The organism is Candidatus Rokuibacteriota bacterium (assembly GCA_016188005.1).
Lineage (GTDB): Bacteria > Methylomirabilota > Methylomirabilia > Rokubacteriales > CSP1-6 > UBA12499.
The window spans coordinates 1-17,177 of sequence record JACPIQ010000095.1; the positions used below are offsets into that span (position 1 = coordinate 1).

The 17,177-nt window shown below is 70.9% G+C and carries 15 protein-coding genes; all 15 read left to right on the forward strand.

Annotated elements, in window-relative coordinates; genetic code table 11:
- Nucleotides 1-201: 2-oxoacid:ferredoxin oxidoreductase subunit gamma (locus HYV93_18580; protein ID MBI2527977.1), on the forward strand; the 201-nt coding region annotated here is incomplete at its 5' end.
- 20 nt (nt 202-221) lie between these two features.
- Nucleotides 222-920 (forward strand): ABC transporter ATP-binding protein, encoded by a 699-nt coding sequence (locus HYV93_18585; GenBank protein MBI2527978.1) that lies wholly within the window; start codon nt 222-224, stop codon nt 918-920.
- 509 nt (nt 921-1,429) lie between these two features.
- Entirely contained in the window at nt 1,430-2,857 is a 1,428-nt protein-coding gene (locus HYV93_18590) for a glutamate--tRNA ligase (protein MBI2527979.1), read from the forward strand.
- 261 nt (nt 2,858-3,118) lie between these two features.
- On the forward strand, nt 3,119-3,748 hold the full coding sequence (locus HYV93_18595; GenBank protein MBI2527980.1) for a histidine phosphatase family protein: 630 nt from the start codon (nt 3,119-3,121) through the stop codon (nt 3,746-3,748).
- 7 nt (nt 3,749-3,755) lie between these two features.
- Nucleotides 3,756-5,360 carry a Na/Pi cotransporter family protein gene (locus HYV93_18600; protein MBI2527981.1) on the forward strand — a complete coding sequence of 535 codons (1,605 nt, stop codon included), beginning with the start codon at nt 3,756-3,758 and terminating at the stop codon, nt 5,358-5,360.
- A 9-nt stretch (nt 5,361-5,369) separates the two neighbouring features.
- A complete protein-coding gene (gene glgA / locus HYV93_18605) occupies nt 5,370-6,863 on the forward strand; it encodes a glycogen synthase GlgA (protein ID MBI2527982.1) in 1,494 nt (497 codons plus the stop codon).
- A gap of 19 nt (nt 6,864-6,882) precedes the next feature.
- Nucleotides 6,883-7,221 (forward strand): P-II family nitrogen regulator, encoded by a 339-nt coding sequence (locus HYV93_18610; GenBank protein MBI2527983.1) that lies wholly within the window; start codon nt 6,883-6,885, stop codon nt 7,219-7,221.
- A gap of 50 nt (nt 7,222-7,271) precedes the next feature.
- Entirely contained in the window at nt 7,272-10,334 is a 3,063-nt protein-coding gene (glnE, locus tag HYV93_18615) for a bifunctional [glutamate--ammonia ligase]-adenylyl-L-tyrosine phosphorylase/[glutamate--ammonia-ligase] adenylyltransferase (protein MBI2527984.1), read from the forward strand.
- A gap of 7 nt (nt 10,335-10,341) precedes the next feature.
- Complete coding sequence (locus HYV93_18620) at nt 10,342-10,647, forward strand: hypothetical protein (protein ID MBI2527985.1); 306 nt, start codon at nt 10,342-10,344, stop codon at nt 10,645-10,647.
- Between the two features lie 97 nt (nt 10,648-10,744).
- The gene (locus tag HYV93_18625; GenBank protein ID MBI2527986.1) at nt 10,745-11,074 is read left to right on the forward strand and encodes a hypothetical protein; all 330 of its coding nucleotides are present in this window, start codon (nt 10,745-10,747) and stop codon (nt 11,072-11,074) included.
- Between the two features lie 136 nt (nt 11,075-11,210).
- The gene (locus HYV93_18630; GenBank protein ID MBI2527987.1) at nt 11,211-11,447 is read left to right on the forward strand and encodes a DUF4160 domain-containing protein; all 237 of its coding nucleotides are present in this window, start codon (nt 11,211-11,213) and stop codon (nt 11,445-11,447) included.
- A complete protein-coding gene (locus tag HYV93_18635) occupies nt 11,428-11,778 on the forward strand; it encodes a DUF2442 domain-containing protein (protein ID MBI2527988.1) in 351 nt (116 codons plus the stop codon). Before HYV93_18630 ends, HYV93_18635 begins: the two co-directional genes overlap by 20 nt.
- A gap of 31 nt (nt 11,779-11,809) precedes the next feature.
- The gene (locus HYV93_18640; protein ID MBI2527989.1) at nt 11,810-15,649 is read left to right on the forward strand and encodes a hypothetical protein; all 3,840 of its coding nucleotides are present in this window, start codon (nt 11,810-11,812) and stop codon (nt 15,647-15,649) included.
- Complete coding sequence (locus HYV93_18645; protein MBI2527990.1) at nt 15,646-16,278, forward strand: dephospho-CoA kinase; 633 nt, start codon at nt 15,646-15,648, stop codon at nt 16,276-16,278. Before HYV93_18640 ends, HYV93_18645 begins: the two co-directional genes overlap by 4 nt.
- A complete protein-coding gene (rsmA, locus tag HYV93_18650; protein ID MBI2527991.1) occupies nt 16,275-17,156 on the forward strand; it encodes a ribosomal RNA small subunit methyltransferase A in 882 nt (293 codons plus the stop codon). Before HYV93_18645 ends, rsmA begins: the two co-directional genes overlap by 4 nt.
- Nucleotides 17,157-17,177: the final 21 nt, after the last annotated feature.

Here is a 17,177-nt window from a genome sequence, read left to right on the forward strand (position 1 = left end):
CTGGCGCAGCTCGGCCGGGGACGCGCGGGCAAGGGCGTGCCGCCGAACATGGCCGCGCTCGGCGCGCTGGTCGCGCTCACGGACCTCGTGCCCCTGCCGGCCCTGGTCGAAACGGCGATGGCGCGGGTTCCCCGCGGAACGGAGGGGCCGAATCGGCAGGCGCTCGAGGCCGGCTATGCCGCTGCCAGGGGGACGAAATGACAACCGGGAGGGCGGGGACGATGCTGAGGCTCGGCGGCGTGCAGAGCGGGTACGGGTCCGTGCCCGTTCTCCGCGGCGTCAGCGTCGAGATCGGCAAAGGCCAGATCGCTGCGCTGCTGGGCGCCAACGGAGCCGGCAAGACGACGACCATGCGGACCATCATGGGTTTTCTGCGCCCGTCGGCTGGAGAGATCGACTTCGACGGCAGGTCGATCGCCGGGCTGCCCACCCCGCGCATCGTCCGGGCCGGACTCAGCCTGGTGCCCGAGCGCCGCGAGCTGTTCCCGCAGATGACCGTACGCGAGAACCTGGAGCTCGGGGCCTACAGTCGCCGGGACCGGCGAACCATCGGCGAGGACCTGGAGCGCGTGTATGGCTATTTCCCTGTCCTCAGAAACCGCCTGGGGCAGCTGGCGGGGACGCTATCGGGCGGGGAGCAGCAGATGCTGGCCATCAGCCGGGCCCTCATGACCTGCCCCCGGACGCTCCTCCTCGACGAGCCGTCGCTCGGGCTGTCACCGCGGATCGTTCAGGATATCTTCGACATCATTGCCCGACTCAACGGAGAGGGGCTGGCGATCCTCCTGGTGGAGCAGAACGCCGCGATGGCGCTGACCATTGCCGACTACGTGTACGTTCTCGACCGCGGGGTGGTCGCCTACGAGGGGCCGCCCGAGGAGTTCGCCGAAACGGACCTCGCCCTGGCGTACCTGGGGTGACGCTGAACCACAACAAGGCGGGCACGCTCATGACATCCACAGTCTGACGGATCGTCGTGATGCTGATCAGTTTCTGCATCGTCGTCCTCACCGGTGGGGGGCCCGCCGCCGCGGCCATCGCCAACGCGTGGCCGACGCCTTCGGCGGTCGATTGCAGATCCTGCATCCGGTGCTTTCGCCCGCGCGCGTCCAAGCGTTGCTAGCCCATCTCTGAAGGCGCTGCGCCGATCCGGCCTCCGCGACAGGGCCCCATGGGCTGATCGTGGGGGGGATCCGTTGTTGGCGGCCGGAGGCTGCAGCCGGGCCCGTTCTCGGGGACCGCGCCAGCCCTCGAACCGATCGCCGGCTCGGTCGCTCCTCGCTCAACGGTCAGCGGGTACGCCCCCTCGCCGCCTCGCATCTGCGCCCTCTCGAGCGGCCTGCGAGATGTTTCCGCAGCCTCCGGGCCGCGGCGGGGGGGAGAAGCCCGCGGCCCGGTTCCTGACCCCGGTCGGTTAGAATAAAGGCCTATGCGGGAGCCGGTGCGTGTCCGCTTTGCCCCCAGCCCCACGGGGCACCTGCACGTGGGAGGCGCCCGCACCGCGCTGTTCAACTGGGCCTTCGCGCGCCGGCACCAGGGGGTCTTCATCCTCAGGGTCGAGGACACGGACCGCTCGCGCTCCACGGAGGAGTACATCGAGTCGATCCTCGAGGCCCTCGCGTGGCTCGGGCTCGACTGGGGCGAGGGGCCGCCCACGGCGGGCTATCGCCAGACGGAGCGGCTGGAGATCTACAAGGCGCACGCCGATCGCCTGCTCGGCGAGGGCCGCGCCTATCGCTGCCGCTGCCCGGCCGACGTGCTGGACGCCCTCCGCCGTGAGGCGCAGGCTCGCGGCGAGACCTTTCGCTATCCGGGCACCTGCCGGGAGGCCGCCGTGCCGGCCTCGGAGCCGAGCGTCCTTCGCCTGCGCGTGCCGGCCGAGGGGCAGACCGTCGTGGAGGATGCCATCCACGGGCCCGTCACCTTCGACCACGCGCAGCTCGACGACTGGATCCTGGTGCGCAGCGACGGGACGCCCACCTACAACTTCTGCGTCGTGGTGGACGACGTGACGATGCAGATCACCCACGTCATCCGCGGCAACGACCACCTGTCGAACACGCCAAAGCAGATCCAGTGCTACGCGGCCCTGGGCTACCCGCTGCCGGTGTTCGCCCACATCCCGATGATCCTCGGCCCGGACAGGAGCCGTCTCAGCAAGCGCCACGGCGCCACCTCCGTCCAGGCCTTCCGCGACGCCGGGATCATGCCCGAGGCCATGCTCAACTACCTGGCCCGGCTCGGCTGGTCCCATGGCGATCAGGAGATCTTCTCCCGGGAGGACATCGCCCGGCACTTCGAGCTGGCGCAGGTGGGGCAGGCTGCGGCCATCTTCGATCGCGCCAAGCTCGAGTGGCTCTCCATGCACTGGATCAAGCAGGCGCCGCCCGAGCGGCTGGCGACGCAGCTCGCGCCGTTTCTCGAAAGGACCGGCCTGCCGGTGCCCCGGGACCGGGCCTGGCTCGGGCGCGTGGCGGAGACGCTCACGGAACGCTCCCACACGCTGGTGGAGATGGCCGAGAAGGCCGCCTTCTACTTGCGGCCGCCCGCGGCCTACGATCCGCAGGCCACGGCCCGCTTCTGGACCGCGGAGGCGCGCGAGCGCTACGCGCTTCTGATCAAGCGGCTCGAGGCCCAGGCCGACCTCGACCCGGCGACCGTCGAGGCGCTGTATCGGGAGCTGGCGGCGCAACTCGGGCTCAAGCTCGTGGACCTCGCTCAGCTCACTCGCATCGCCGTCACGGGCACGATGGTGAGCCCGCCCATCTTCCAGGTGGTGAGCCTCCTCGGTAAGGCCGAGACCCTCGCCCGCCTGAAGGCCGCCCAGTCGGCAACGCTCGAACGGGCGCCCCGATGAGCCCCGCAGGGGCGAAGAGGCCCCGACGCGAGACGAGGTCAGTGCCATTCAAGCGGGATGGTCAGAGCCCCGCAGGGGCGAAGAGGCCCCGACGCGAGACGAGGTCAGTGCCATTCAAGCGGGATGGTCAGAGCCCCGCAGGGGCGAGGAGGCAGCGTTGCGCGGGCGCCCCGTTGCGCCGGCGCCCCGATGAGCGCCGCAGGCGCGAAGAGGCCCAACCGCCACCCGACGTCTTCCACGTTCAAGCGAGACGATAGACACATGCGCTTGCTGCTGGCGCGCCACGGGCAGTCGGTCTCCAATGCGGTGCGCCGCTTCCAGGGGGTGCAGGACGTGCCGCTGTCCGAGATCGGCGTGCGCCAGGCGGAGGCCCTCGGCGTGGCCCTCGGGCGCCGCCGGGTGGCGGCGATCTACACGAGCCCGCTCCAGCGCGCCCGGCGGACAGCGGAGATCGCGGCCGCACGACTCGGCGCGCCTGTGGTGAGCGTGGAGGCGTTGCGCGAGCTGTCGCTCGGGGAGTGGGAGGGCCGCACCGTGGAGGAGATCCGGGCCTTGCCGGGTGATCCCTATGCCCGGTGGGTGCGGGACCCGGTGGCGGGGCTGCCACCGGGCGGCGAGCCCTTGCCGGATGTCCAGGCGCGCGTCGTCGGGGCCCTCGAGGCCATCGCGGCGGCCCACCCCAACGGCGACGACGTGCTGGTGGTCTGCCACGGCGGCGTTATCAGCGCCTTCCTCGCCCACTGCCTGGGGCTGTCGCTGTCGGCCATCTGGCGGGTCACCCTCTCCAACGGCTCGCTCACCGAGGTGGCGCCGCCGCGCGTCCTCTCGGTCAACGACACGACGCACCTCGCCGGCCGCGCAGCGGCGGGCGTGGCCGCGCTGAGCCCGTGAGCCGGCCGTGACATTGCTCGCGCTCTTCGGCGGCCTGGCCCTCCTCCTCTACGGCATGCAGCTCACCGGGGAGGGGCTCCAGCGCGCGGCGGGCGGCCACCTGCGCCACCTGCTCACCAGCCTGACGCGCACGCGGCTGGCGGCGGTGGGCTCGGGCGCCGTGGTGACGGCCCTCATCCAGTCCTCGTCCGCGACGACCCTCATGCTCATCGGGTTCGTCTCCGCGGGGCTGGTGTCCTTCCGCCAGTCGCTGGGCGTGATCCTCGGCGCCGACATCGGCACGACCGTCACGGTGCAGCTGCTCGCCTTCAACATCCAGGAGCTCGCGCTGCTCCTGGTGGGCGTGGGCTTCGCCATGTTCTTCTTCGCGCGCCGGGGCATGGCCAAGAACATCGGGCAGGCGATCCTCGGGTTCGGCTTCCTGTTCCTGGGCATGCGCGTGATGACCGAGGGCATCGCCCCGCTGGCCGGCCACGACCTCACGCGCCAGGTGCTCCTGGCCTTCGCGGCGAGCCCCGTCCTCGGGATCCTGGCCGGCGCCTTCCTGAGCGCCACCATGGCCTCCTCCGCCGCCACCATCGGGCTCACGCTCTCCCTGGCGACCCAGGGGCTGCTGGGGCTGGCCGGCGCCGTTCCCGTCGTCCTGGGGGCGAATATCGGGACCTGCGCCACCGCGCTGGCGGCGAGCCTCCGCACCTCGTCCGACGCGCGCCGCGTGGCGGCCGCGCACATCGCCTTCAAGGTGCTCGGGGTGGCGCTGGTCTTCCCGTTCGTCCATCCGCTGACGGGGCTGGTGGCCCAGACGGCCCAGGAGCCGGCCCGCCAGATCGCCAACGCCCACACGCTCTTCAACGTGGCGATCAGCGCGCTCTTCCTGCCCTTCGCCACCGTGGCCGCCCGCGCCATCATCGCGCTGGTGCCGGAGGAGGAGCGCGCCGACAACCCGTTCAAGACGCGCTACCTGGACGACCGGTACCTCGACCAGCCCTCGCTGGCCATCGGCCAGGCGACGCGCGAGGCCCTCCGCATGGGGGATGTGGCCCAGGCCATGCTCCGGGACGCCATGGCCGTGCTCCGGACGGACAACCAGGAGCTCCTCGAGGACGTCGAGCGGCGCGACGACCAGCTCGACTACCTGGAGCGGGAGATCAAGATCTTCCTCTCGCGCCTCGGCCGCGAGACCATGAGCCCCGACCTGGCCCAGAAGGAGATCGCGCTGATCACCTTCATCGGCAACCTGGAGAACATCGGCGACATCATCGACAAGAACCTGATGGAGCTGGCCCGGAAGAAGCTCTACCAGGGCCGCAAGTTCTCGGAGGCCGGGGAGGCCGAGCTGATCGAGTTCCACGCCCTCGTCTCCAAGAACCTCGAGCGCGCCATCGCCTGCTTCGCCGCCAACGACCGGAGCCTCGCCCAGGAGGTGCTGGACCAGCGGCCCGTCGTGCGCCAGCGGGAGCGGGAGATGCGGGAGTCGCACCTCACGCGGCTGCGTCGCGGGCTGGCCGAGTCGCTGGAGACCTCCGAGATCCACCTGGACGTGCTCACGAACCTCAAGCGCATCTCGTCGCACATCACGGCGCTGGTCTTTCCGATCCTGGAAGAGGTGTAGGGAGGGGCCATGCCTCAGCAGCGTCTCCGGGTTCTGTTCATGGCATCCGAGGTGGCGCCCTTCGCCAAGACCGGCGGGCTGGCCGAGGTGGCCGCGGCCCTGCCGCGGGCGCTACGCGCCCTGGGACACGACGTCCGCCTGCTCATGCCCAAGTACCGCGGGGTGGACGCGCACTGCGGGGACCTGCGCGTCGTGATCCCCCAGCTGCGCGTGCCCCTCGGTGACCGTGTGGCGGAGGGCGCCCTCTGGGAGGGGCGCACGCCCTCGGGCTTGCCCGTCTACTTCCTCGCGCACGACCACTACTACGACCGGGACGGCCTGTACGGGACCAACGACGGCGACTACTGGGACAACTGCGAGCGCTTCATCTTCTTCTGCCGCGGCGGGCTCGAGGCGCTGGGCGCTCTGGGCCGGGACACGGTCCAGGGCTGGCGGCCACAGCTCATCCACGTCAACGACTGGCAGACGGGCCTGGTCCCGGTCTACCTGCGCACGCTCTACCGCGACCATCCGGGGCTCGGGCGCGTCGCGACCCTGTTCACCATCCACAACCTCGCCTACCAGGGCGTGTTCTGGCACTACGACATGCCCATGACAGGGCTCGGCTGGGACCTCTTCACGCCGGCGGGCATCGAGTTCTACGGCAAGATCAACTTCCTCAAGGGGGGGCTCGTCTTCGCCGACCTGCTCACCACCGTCAGCCGGACCTACGCGCACGAGGTCCGGACGGCCGAGCTCGGCAATGGGCTCGAAGGGGTGCTGGAGGAGCGCAGTCAGGACCTCCACGGCGTGATCAACGGCATCGACTACGAGGAGTGGAACCCGGAGAAGGACGCGGCCCTGGTCAGGCGCTACTCGGTCTCCGACCTCGAGGGCCGGGCCGCCTGCCGGGCGGCGCTCTGCCGGGAGCTCGGGCTCGCCGGAGGGCCAGGGCTCCTCCTCGGCATGGTGACGCGGCTCGCCGACCAGAAAGGGCTCGACCTCACGCTCGAGGCACTGCCGGAGCTTCTCGCGGCGGGCGCTTCGCTGGCCCTGCTGGGGTCCGGCGCCCCGCACCTCGAGGAGGCTTTCACCCAGGCCGCGGCCCAGCACCCGGGACGCGTGGCCGTGAGGATCGGCTTCGACGACGACCTGGCGCGGCGCATCTATGCCGGCGTGGACTGCTTCCTGATGCCGTCCCGGTACGAGCCGTGCGGGCTCGGCCAGCTCATCGCCCTGCGGTACGGCGCCGTGCCGATCGTCCGGCGCACCGGCGGACTGGCGGACACGGTGCGGGCCTTCGATCCGGCCCGCCGCCTCGGCACGGGTTTCCTGTTCGACGGCTTCACGGCGGAGGATCTGGTCGATGCCGTGAGGCGAGCGGACGCGGTCCACCGAGACCCAGCGCTCTGGGGCGGGCTCGTGCGACATGCCATGGCCGAGGACTTCTCGTGGGATGCCTCGGCTCGCGACTACGTGACGCTGTACCGCAAGGCGCTCCGGGCCCGCCCGCCCCGGGCCTGACCCCGCGCAGGGAGGCTCCATGAAGAAGATCGAGGCCATCATCAAGCCGTTCAAGCTGGACGACGTCAAGGAAGCCCTGACCGAGCTCGGCGTGGTCGGGATGACGGTCACCGAGGTGCGCGGGTTCGGCCGCCAGAAGGGGCACACCGAGCTCTACCGCGGGTCGGAGTACACCATCGACTTCCTGCCGAAGGTCAAGGTCGAGGTGGTGGTGCCCGACGACCTCGTGGACAAGATCGTGTCGGTGATCTGCGCGGCGGCCAAGACCGGCTCCATCGGCGACGGCAAGGTGTTCGTGCTCCCGCTGGGCGAGGCGATACGGATCCGCACCGGCGAGACCGGGCAATCCGCCATCTGAGCCAGCCCGCCGCGGCAGGCCCCGCGTCCCCCCGCGCGGGCGCGACCGGGATGAGCGGGCTGCTGGCGGCGGCCCCGGGCGATCCCGGGGCGCTGCGGCAGCTCCGACGGCTGGGCTTCGCCGATCCGGCGGGGGCGCTCGCCAACCTCCACGCGCTGGCGCCGACGCCCTTCGAGGGTGAGGCCCTGGGGCCGTTCCTGCCGCGGCTCATGAGTGCGCTCGCGGCGGCGCCGGATCCCGACATGGCGCTCAACAACCTGGAGCGCCTGGCCGCCCACAGCGAGCGCGCCGCCCTCTTCCGGCTCCTCGACGCCCACCCCGGAGCCATCCACCTCCTCGCCCGCCTCGGGGGCACCAGCCAGTTCCTCGCCGACACGCTGCGCCGGTATCCGCATCTCTTCCCCTGGCTGCTCGAGCCGTGGACCATGCGCCAGTGGCTCCGGGACGAGCTCGAGGAGGAGCTCCGGCAGAGCACCGCCGCCTTCTCTCGCCCCGAGGCGCGCTGGAACGCGCTCCGCCGCTTCAAGTACCGCCAGCTCCTGCGGATCGGCTGCCGTGACATCCTGGGCGATGCCGACCTCACCGTCACGACGGAGGAGCTCTCCCGGCTCGCGGACGTGTGCCTCGAGACGGCGCGGCGCTGGGCCGAAGACGAGCTCCGTCCCCTCTACGGCGCGCCCCTGGGACCGGACGGCGCGCCCACGGGACTGGCCGTCATCGGCATGGGCAAGCTGGGCGGGGACGAGCTGAACTACTCCTCCGACATCGACCTCATCTTCGTCTACGGCGAGGATGGCGAGACCCAGGGGGGCTCGGCCGGCCGGGTGCCCAACGACCGGTACTTCACGGAGGCGACGCGCGCCATCGTCGGCGCCATCGAGTCGGTGACCGACGAGGGGCATGCCTTCCGCGTGGACCTGCGGCTCCGCCCCGAGGGGCGCTCCGGCGCCCTCATCCTCTCGCTCCAGGGGTACCGGACGTACTTCGCCGAGCGCGCCGAGACCTGGGAGCGGCAGGCGCTCATCAAGGCGCGCCTCTGCGCGGGCGACGAGGCGGTGGCCGCCCGCTTCTTCGAGCTGGCCCGGCCCTTCGTCTTCCGGCCCGGCGTCGACCCCGGCATCGTCGCGGAGATCCGGCGGATGAAGCAGGAGATCGACCGCTCGCAGCGGGCCAGGGGCAGCGAGCGCCGGAACGTGAAGCTGGGCGCCGGCGGCATCCGGGAGATCGAGTTCCTGGTCCAGGCCCTCCAGCTGCTCTACGCGGGGGACGATCCGTGGCTGCGCGAGCGGAACAGCCTGCGGGCCATCTTCCGGCTGACGGAGCGCGGCTACCTCTCGCCCGCCCTCGGCCGGCTCCTGGGCGAGGCCCTCGTCTACCTGCGTACCGTCGAGCACCGGCTGCAGATCCTCCACGAGTTCCAGACCCACAGCCTGCCCGAGGAGGCGCGAGCGCTCGGGCTCCTGGCGCGCCGCATGGGCGTGACGCTGCCGCCGCAGGCCGCGCGCCGCCGCTTCCAGGCCGACTACCGGCGTGTCACGCGCGGCGTGCACGCGGCGTTCCGGGAGTTCTTCGACAGCCGTCCGGCCCGGGGCCGGGCCGAACCGCCGCGCGTGCCCACCTTCACCGCGCTCAAGGCCACGGGCTTCGCCGACCCCGATCGCGCCCGCCAGAACCTCCGGCTCGTGCTCGAGGGACGCCCGCTCCTGCCGTATCCGGCGCGCGCCCGGGCGGCCCTCTGGCGCATGTTCCCGGTGCTGCTCGACGCCCTCTGGCAGAGCCCGGATCCCGACGAGGCGCTGAACCAGTTCGAGCGCTTCGTGGCCGCCGCCGGGCCCCGCACGGCCTACCTCGCCCTCCTGGCCGAGCGCCCCGATCTCCTGGCCAACCTCGTGAAGCTCTGTGCCCGCGGTGAGCTCCTCACGCAGATGCTGCTGTCGCAGCCCGAGCTCCTCAGCGGCCTCGCCGATCCGGCGACCTTCGCTCCGTCCCGGGGCAAGGCGGCCTGCCGGGCGGTGCTGGCGGGAGCCTTGGCGCCACGGCTCTCCCCGAGCGAGCGCAAGGACCGGCTGCGGCGGCTCAAGCAGGCCGAGGAGCTGCGCATCACGTGGCGGATGCTCCTGCGCGTGACGGACGCCGAGCGCTTCTCGGCCGAGATGACGGCGCTGGCCGAGGCCGCGCTCTCCACGGCGTGGCTGCTGGCGCTCGAGCAGGTGGCCGCGCGGCATGGTGTGCCGCGCGACGCTGACGGGCGCTTCATCCCCGCGGTGATCGTTGGGCTCGGGAAATTCGGCGGACGCGAGCTTGCCACCGGATCGGACCTGGACCTCTTCCTGGTCTACGAGGGGCCGGGGCAGACCGACGGCCCCGACAGCGTCGAGGCCCACGTCTTCTACGATCGGGCGGTGGAGGTCCTCTCGGGTCTTCTGGGCGACATCACAGCCTCCGGCCTCGTCTTCCCCGTGGACCTGCGCCTGCGCCCGGGCTCCAAGGGCTCCGGCTTCGCCTCGAGCCTCGACGCCATGGCGCAGTATTACCGCGAGTGGGCGGATCCCTGGGAGCGCCAGACGCTGACGCGGGCGCGACTCTGCACGGGCGACGCGCGAGTGGGCCGGCGGGTGAGACGGCTCCTCCGGGCGCTCCTCTACGGGACGCTGGCAGCGCCGCCGGACCTCAAGGAGATGCGGCTGCTCAGGGAGCGCATGGAGAAGGAGCTCGGCAAGGAGACGCCCGGGCTGTTCCACGTCAAGTTCGGGCGGGGCGGACTCGTGGACGTGGAGTTCATCACCCAGGCCATCCAGCTCGCGAGTGGGGCCCGGTATCCGGCCATCCGCCGCCCGAACACGCTCCAGGCCATCCGCGCCATGGGTGAGATCGGGCTCCTGTCGCGGGAGGACGCGGCGACCCTGGCGGAGCAGTACCGCTTCCTCCGCCGCGTCTCGGGGGGCTTGCGGCTCTTCGGGACGCGCCCTGCCGATGTCCTCGAGCTGGCAGGGCCCATCCCCGGGCGGCTCGCCCGGAGCCTCGACTACCCTTCGCGCCGGGAGTTCCTGGACGACTACCGGCGGCGCACGGCCTGGGTGCGCGCGCTCTACGACCGCGTGGTGCCGCCGTGAGCGAGCCATGACGCTCGCGCTGGCCCTGCTCCTGCCGCTGCTCGGGCTCGCGCTCTGGGTGTTCGTCCGGCTCCGACCCCGGGGCGGCCCGGCGAGGGCCGTGCGCGCCTACAATGTCGGCGTCCTCCTCGTGGCCGTGGCGAGCTGCGCCTGGACGGCCGCGCACTTCTACTGGACCACGGGGCAGAGCGTCGATCACGCCTGGTGGCCCGTCCTGGCTGCGCTGGCCTCGCTGCTCGTCGTGTCAGGGGTGCTCGTGGCCGGCGCGCTGGTCAGGAACCTCCTGCTGTTCCGCGGGACGCGGCGCCCCTGAGTCCCCGGGCACGCCGCCCGTGGCAGGCCAGGCGCGACGGTCCGTGGTGGGTCACTTTGAATAAGACGAGCGTCTCCCGTGATACCCTTCGAGGTCCATGAGTCGATTGAAATCTCGAAGTTCGGATGATGGAAGGGACATCGCGCCGCAAGAATGGCTGCCCGTGTGGGTTGCCCGGGATCTGGAATTTGACGATGCAGAACACAACGAACTGATTGCGAAACACAAATCGCTTTCAGCTGCAGACTTTGTACGGATCGGCAAGTGGAAGGATGCAGTGAAAACAGAGGGTAGGTGGAAGGCCAACGTTGCATCGGTGGCCTATCGAATCTGGATGCTGGCGGCTTCGGAATTGCCAGAATGCCCGGAAGAGAGTCGGGTAGTAGACTTTGCGCATGGTGGACAAGGCGCTCTTCAGCTACGGTAAGCGGACTCTTCCATTCTCGAACTGACCCACTACCCGACGGTCCGCGGGTGGATGCGGTCTCAAGGCGACGGCTCGCCGGAACGTCGAGGATGGGAGGCAGATTGCCCTCTGAACTGACCTCGGGTACCTTCGGGACGTGCCGACGGCGCTGCGGCTGGGTCCGTACCGGTTCTTTTTCTACGCAGGCGATCGCGACGAGCCCCCACACGTACACGTGGAGCGAGAGGACAACGTAGCCAAGCTCTGGCTCGATCCGGTACGCCTTCAGGCCAGCGGAGGATTTGGGCGCGCAGAAGTCCAGCGCATCGAGCGGCTGGTAGAGCGGAATCGAGCGCGCCTACTCAGGAGCTGGGATGACTACTTCAACGACTGAGACCCTTCCCGCACGGGCGCGGACTGTCGCCGTGACAGAGGACGCGCTGACCGTTGATCTGGCGGACGGACGCACGGTGACCGTCCCGATCGGCTGGTATCCACGGCTGCTCCACGGCACGCGGCGGCAACGGAGCCACTGGCGCTTGGTAGGGGGAGGCCTGGGGATTCACTGGCCTGATCTGGACGAGGACGTGAGCGTCGAGGACCTGCTCGCCGGGAGGCCCTCGGGGGAGAGCCAGCGCTCGCTGAAGCGCTGGCTCGACGCCCGCGCATCGAAGCGAACGCAGAAGCGCGGGCAGCGGCAGACGCGCGGAGTGCGCCGCAGCTGAGGCGGGCCCGTAGGCTCGCGAAGCTCCTCCCGTGACCGAGCGCTTCTTCGTGCTGGACGGCCCCGGCTTTCTCTACCGCGCTTATCACGCGCTGCCCTTCCTCTCCACCTCGAAGGGCCAGCCCTGCCACGCCGTGTTCGGCATGTCCACCATGCTCTGGAAGCTCCTGCGCGAGGAGAGCCCCGACTACTTCCTGGTGGCGTGGGACCCACCCGGCCCGACCTTCCGCGAGGAGCGCTTCGCCGCCTACAAGGGGACGCGCCCCGCCATGCCCGACGATCTCCGCAGCCAGATCCCGCAGGTCAAGGCGCTCTTCGAGGCGCTCCGGTTGCCGCTCGTGGAAGCGGCGGGTTTCGAGGCCGACGATGTCCTGGGCAGTGTCGTCGCGCGCACGGAGGCGTTGCCGGTGGAGGTGGTGCTCGTCACGGGCGACAAGGACATGCTCCAGCTGGTGGGCCCGCGCGTGCGGGTGCTCTCGCCCGGGCCCCGCGGCGAGCGCGTGCTGCTCGACGAGGGGCAGGTGAAGGAGAAGTGGGGCGTGGCGCCGGCACAGATCCCCGATCTCCTCGCCCTCATGGGCGACAGCATCGACAATATCCCGGGTGTCCCGGGGGTGGGGCAGAAGACGGCTGTCCGTCTGATCGGCCAGTTCGGAAGTGTCGAGCGGCTCTACGACAACCTGACGCTGGTGGCGGGCAGGCTGCGCGAGGTCCTGGCGGCGAGCCGCCAGCAGGCGCTGCTCTCGCGCGAGCTGGCCACCGTGCACACGGCGGTGCCGCTGCCGGAGGATCTCTCCTCGTTCCGGCGCCAGGAGCCTGACTGGGAGCGGCTCCGCGCGCTCTGGCGGGAACTGGAGTTCCACGCCCTGCTCCGCCAGCTGCCGGCGGAGGCCGCGGCCGGCGTCGAGGAGGAGGAGCCAGGGCTGGCATCGGCAGAGGCCCTCGCGGACTACCTCGCCCGGGTGCCCGCCGGCGAGGCCCTAGCCGTGGACTGGGTCGGGCAGGGGGGGCCGCCTGATCCCGAGGTGACGGCGCTGGGGCTTTACCATCCGGCGGCGGGCGGAGCGCGTCTCGCCCTCGACGCTCCGCCCGATCTGGGCGGCCGTGCCCTCGTCGGTCATGATCTCAAGCCGGTCGTCGAGTGGTGGCTCAGCCGCGGGGCCGCGCCGCCAGCCATCGAGGACACCGCCGTCGCCGCCTATCTCCTCAACCCCGCGCGCACCAACTACCGGTTCGAGGAGGTCTGCGCCGAGATCGTCGGTGAGGGCCCGGGGCTCGCCGCGGCCGGCGCTCGCGCGGCCTGGGTCTGGCGGCTCTGGGAGCGGGAGCGGGCGGCCCTGGACGCGGCGGGCCTGCGCGTGCTCTACGAGGAGATCGAGCGGCCGCTGGTGCCCGTCCTCGCCGCCATGGAGCGCCACGGGATCGGCGTGGACCCGGAGCGGCTCACTGAGTTCTCCAAGGAGCTCGAGCGGAGCCTGGAGGCGCTCACCCGGGAGATCCACGCGCTGGCCGGGGAGGAGTTCAACCTCTCGTCGCCGAAGCAACTCGCCGCGATCCTCTTCGAGAAGCTCAAGCTGCCGCCGGTCAGGAAGACCAAGACCGGCTATTCCACCGACGCCGATGTGCTGGAGAAGCTGGCCTTGGCGCACCCGCTGCCGGCAAAGCTCATCGAGCACCGGATCCTCGCCAAGCTCAAGTCCACCTACGCGGATGCGCTCCCGACCCTGATCAATCACCGCACCGGCCGCATCCACACGTCGTTCAACCAGCTCGTGGCGGCCACGGGGAGATTGTCGTGCCTTCCGGCGGGAAGCCTCGTGAACACTCAGCGCGGGCTGGTAGGGATAGAGGAGATCTGCCCGGGTGATCTCGTGCGCACCGCCCAGGGACCACGACGGGTTCTGGCCTGGGAGCGGACTGGCGTCAAGCCGGTTGTCGCCATACACCTGTCAAGCGGAGTCATCCTGCGGTGTAGCCCGAACCATACGGTCCGAAGTCGGGGCGAGTGGAGAGAAGCCTCCCTTCTCGAGGTCGGCGATCCGGTCTACATGACATTCCGGGAGGGGTTGTTCGGTTCGCGCACAGAACTGAATGTGGAGATGACCGCCGCCTACAGGACGCGCAAGACGCCAGGCATGCCGGTGGAGTGGTCTGTCGGACTCGCTGAGCTGGTCGGCTACGCAATGGCGGATGGGCACATTGCTCATAGCAACTACAATGGGAAGCCTGCCAAGCTCATCCTGGCCTTCGGCTGGCATGAAGGGGAACTGGTTCGGCACTTCAGCCGGGCAATCGTCCAGCTCTTCAACAAGTCTCCGAAGTACCGGGTGACTCGCACGTGTCCGGTCCTCGAGGTGTCCGGCGTGGACATCTGCGGGATGTTCGAGCAAGTCGGGGCTGGCGGGTCATCGAGGGTGATTCAGGTGCCGCCCTCCCTCTTCCGTGCCCCAGTGTCCATCGTGGCCGCATTCCTCAGGGGCTACTTCGAGGGAGATGGCACCGCGTCGAGCACCCTGTCAGTGAGATCCGTGTCGCGTGACATGCTGGAGGGAGTGCATCACCTGCTTGGGCTCTTCGGCATCCCCTCGGTCGTGCGAGATGGTGCCCCGGACCCGAGAGGCTACGCGCCCAGGCACACACTCTTCGTGGTCGGCGACCGCTCGAAGCGGGCGTTTCTTAGCCGCATCGGCTTCATCTCCCCGCGAAAGAGGTCTCAGCTTGAGGCACAGGTGGCTCGCCAGTCGGTCAAGAGCACCGCCGAGGTGCTGACCCTGCCGGAGCCCGCTGAGATGCTCAGGCTAAAGAGCCCTCTCTACGATGCTGGTCGCCAGGCGGGTGCCCACGGTCTCCAGGCGTTGTACGTGTTCATGCATAGGTTTGTCGCCGGACAGTCCACCTGCACCCTGCCGCGTGCGGAGTGGATCGCAGACACACTCCGCGCAACCGGCGCGGAGATGCCATCGTTCCTCGGTGAGGCCGTGGCGGGTCAGTACTTCGAGGTGAAGGTGGCGGCGATCCAATGGGAGCCCAGTGTTCCCATGTTCGACATCGCCGTCGAGGGAGAGGAGTACGTTGCGGACGGGATAGTCGTCCACAATTCGTCGGCGCCAAACCTGCAGAACATTCCCATCCGCACCGAGCTCGGCCGGCGGATCCGCGCGGCCTTCGTCCCGGAGCCGGGCTGGCGCTTCGTGGCGGCTGACTACTCGCAGATCGAGCTGCGCATCCTGGCCCATGTCTCCGGCGAGGAGAGCCTCGTCGAGGCCTTCCGCCGGGGCGAGGACATCCACCGGCGCACGGCCTCCGAGGTCTTCGGCGTGCCGCTGGCGGCCGTGACGCAGGAGCAGCGCGACGCGGCGAAGACGACGAACTTCTCGGTGATCTACGGCGTCACGGCCTTCGGGCTGTCCCGGGGCCTGGCCATCTCCCAGCAGGAGGCGCAGGAGTTCCTCGACCGCTTCTTCGCCCGCCACCCGAGGGTCAAGGCCTACCTCGAGCGCACCGTCGCCGAGGGGCGCGAGCAGGGCTGGGTCGCCACCCTCACCGGCCGGCGCCGCTGGCTACCCGAGATCAGGAGCGGCAACCCCAACCTGCGCGGCTTCGCCGAGCGCATGGCGACCAATGCCCCCATCCAGGGCACCGCCGCCGACCTGATCAAGACCGCCATGGTCAGGCTCCACCGCGAGCTGGGCGCGCGCGGGCTCGAGAGTCGCATGCTGCTCCAGGTGCATGACGAGCTACTCTTCGAGGCGCCGGAGGCCGAGGTCCTGCCACTGGAGGCGCTTGCCGCCGAGGTGATGGAGTCCGCCATGACGCTGTCCGTCCCGCTCCGGGTGGACATCAAGGCGGGCACCGACTGGGCCCAGGTATGAGGACCTTCCTGCTGGCGGGGCTCACGGGGAGCATCGGCACCGGCAAGAGCACGGTGAGCGTCATGTTCGCGCAGCTCGGCTGCAAGGTGATCGATGCCGATGTCCTGGCCCGCGAGGCGGTGGCTCCCGGCCAGCCTGCCTATGCAGCCATCGTGGCCGAGTTCGGTCGCGCGGTCGTGCAGCCGGACGGCTACCTCGACCGCAAGCGCATCGGCGCCGTCGTGTTCGCCGATCCGGAGCGACGGAAGCGGCTGGAGGGCATCGTCCACCCCGCCGTGCGCGCCCGTCAGGAACGCCTCCTCCGCGCGCTGGAGGAGGAGCGGTACGAGGGCGTGGTGATCTGGGACGTGCCGCTCCTGTTCGAGGTCGGCGCGGCCGCCAGCATGGACCGGGTCGTCGTCGTCTTCGCCGACGAGGCGACCCAGCTCGAGCGGCTCATGGCGCGCGACTGGATGCCCGAGGCCGATGCCCGCGCCCGGATCGGCAGCCAGATGCCCGTGGCCGACAAGGCCAGGCGAGCCCACTACGTGATCGACAACTCCGGGAGCCGGGCCGACACCGAGGCCCAGGTGCGCCAGGTCCACCGCGCCCTCCTCAACGACCTCCGCGCCATGCGCGCCCGCGCGTGACGCCACGGCGGAACGCCCGCGCCACGGCGCGCCCCGCCGGCGCGGGGCGACCGACCACGGGGCGCCGGCGCGCGCTGGGCCAGCACTTCCTCCGTGACGAGGGCGTGGCGCGGCGGATCGTGGAACTCTTGCGGCCCGGCCTGTCGGATCTCGTGGTCGAGATCGGGGCGGGGGAGGGGGCGCTGACCGGGCTGCTGGCCGTCGCCGCCGGCCGCCTGGTGGCGCTGGAGGTCGACCGCGCGCTCGCGGCCAGGCTTCGCGAGCGTTTCCAGGGCGCGCCGCACGTGGAGATCCTGGAGGCTGACGCCATCCGCCACGACTACACGGGGCTGCCAGGGCTCAGGCCGGACCCGGCGGGGCGGGTGCTCGTACTGGGCAACCTGCCGTACAGCGTTGGCACGGCCATCCTGGCCGCGCTGCTCACGGCCGGGCCAGCCGTCGCCCGCGCGGCGCCCATGGAAATGGCCCTCATGCTCCAGCGCGAGGTGGCCGAGCGCGTGGCCGCCGCGCCAGGCAGCCGGGCCTATGGCAGCCTCTCGGTGCTGAGCCAGCTGGCGGCCGAGGTGCGCCTGGCCTTCTCCGTGCCGCCCGGAGCCTTCCGCCCGCCGCCCCAGGTGGACTCGGCGGTGATCCAGGTGCGCGTCCTCGCGGAGCCGCCGGTCGCCGTCGCCGATCGGGAGCGCTTCCGCGCCGTGGTGCTGGCGGCCTTCTCCCAGCGCCGGAAGACCCTGGCCAATGCGCTGGGCTCGGGGCTCAGGCTGCCGGTAGGGCGGCTGAGGGAGGTCCTCGTCGCCACCGGCATCGACCCCACCCGCCGCGCCGAGACGCTCAGCCTCGCCGACTTCGCCCGCCTCGCCGCGGCGCTGCCCGGCCCCTGAGCGGCCCTCGCCGCGCCTGAT

Bases quoted from the DNA above. Each gene is read 5' to 3' on its own strand.
- HYV93_18585 (MBI2527978.1), top strand. From the start codon at position 222: ATGCTGAGGCTCGGCGGCGTGCAGAGCGGGTACGGGTCCGTGCCCGTT.
- HYV93_18625 (MBI2527986.1), top strand. From the start codon at position 10,745: ATGAGTCGATTGAAATCTCGAAGTTCGGATGATGGAAGGGACATCGCG.
- HYV93_18590 (MBI2527979.1), top strand. From the start codon at position 1,430: ATGCGGGAGCCGGTGCGTGTCCGCTTTGCCCCCAGCCCCACGGGGCAC.
- glgA (MBI2527982.1), top strand. From the start codon at position 5,370: ATGCCTCAGCAGCGTCTCCGGGTTCTGTTCATGGCATCCGAGGTGGCG.
- HYV93_18645 (MBI2527990.1), top strand. From the start codon at position 15,646: ATGAGGACCTTCCTGCTGGCGGGGCTCACGGGGAGCATCGGCACCGGC.
- HYV93_18595 (MBI2527980.1), top strand. From the start codon at position 3,119: ATGCGCTTGCTGCTGGCGCGCCACGGGCAGTCGGTCTCCAATGCGGTG.
- glnE (MBI2527984.1), top strand. From the start codon at position 7,272: ATGAGCGGGCTGCTGGCGGCGGCCCCGGGCGATCCCGGGGCGCTGCGG.
- HYV93_18620 (MBI2527985.1), top strand. From the start codon at position 10,342: ATGACGCTCGCGCTGGCCCTGCTCCTGCCGCTGCTCGGGCTCGCGCTC.
- HYV93_18635 (MBI2527988.1), top strand. From the start codon at position 11,428: ATGACTACTTCAACGACTGAGACCCTTCCCGCACGGGCGCGGACTGTC.
- HYV93_18610 (MBI2527983.1), top strand. From the start codon at position 6,883: ATGAAGAAGATCGAGGCCATCATCAAGCCGTTCAAGCTGGACGACGTC.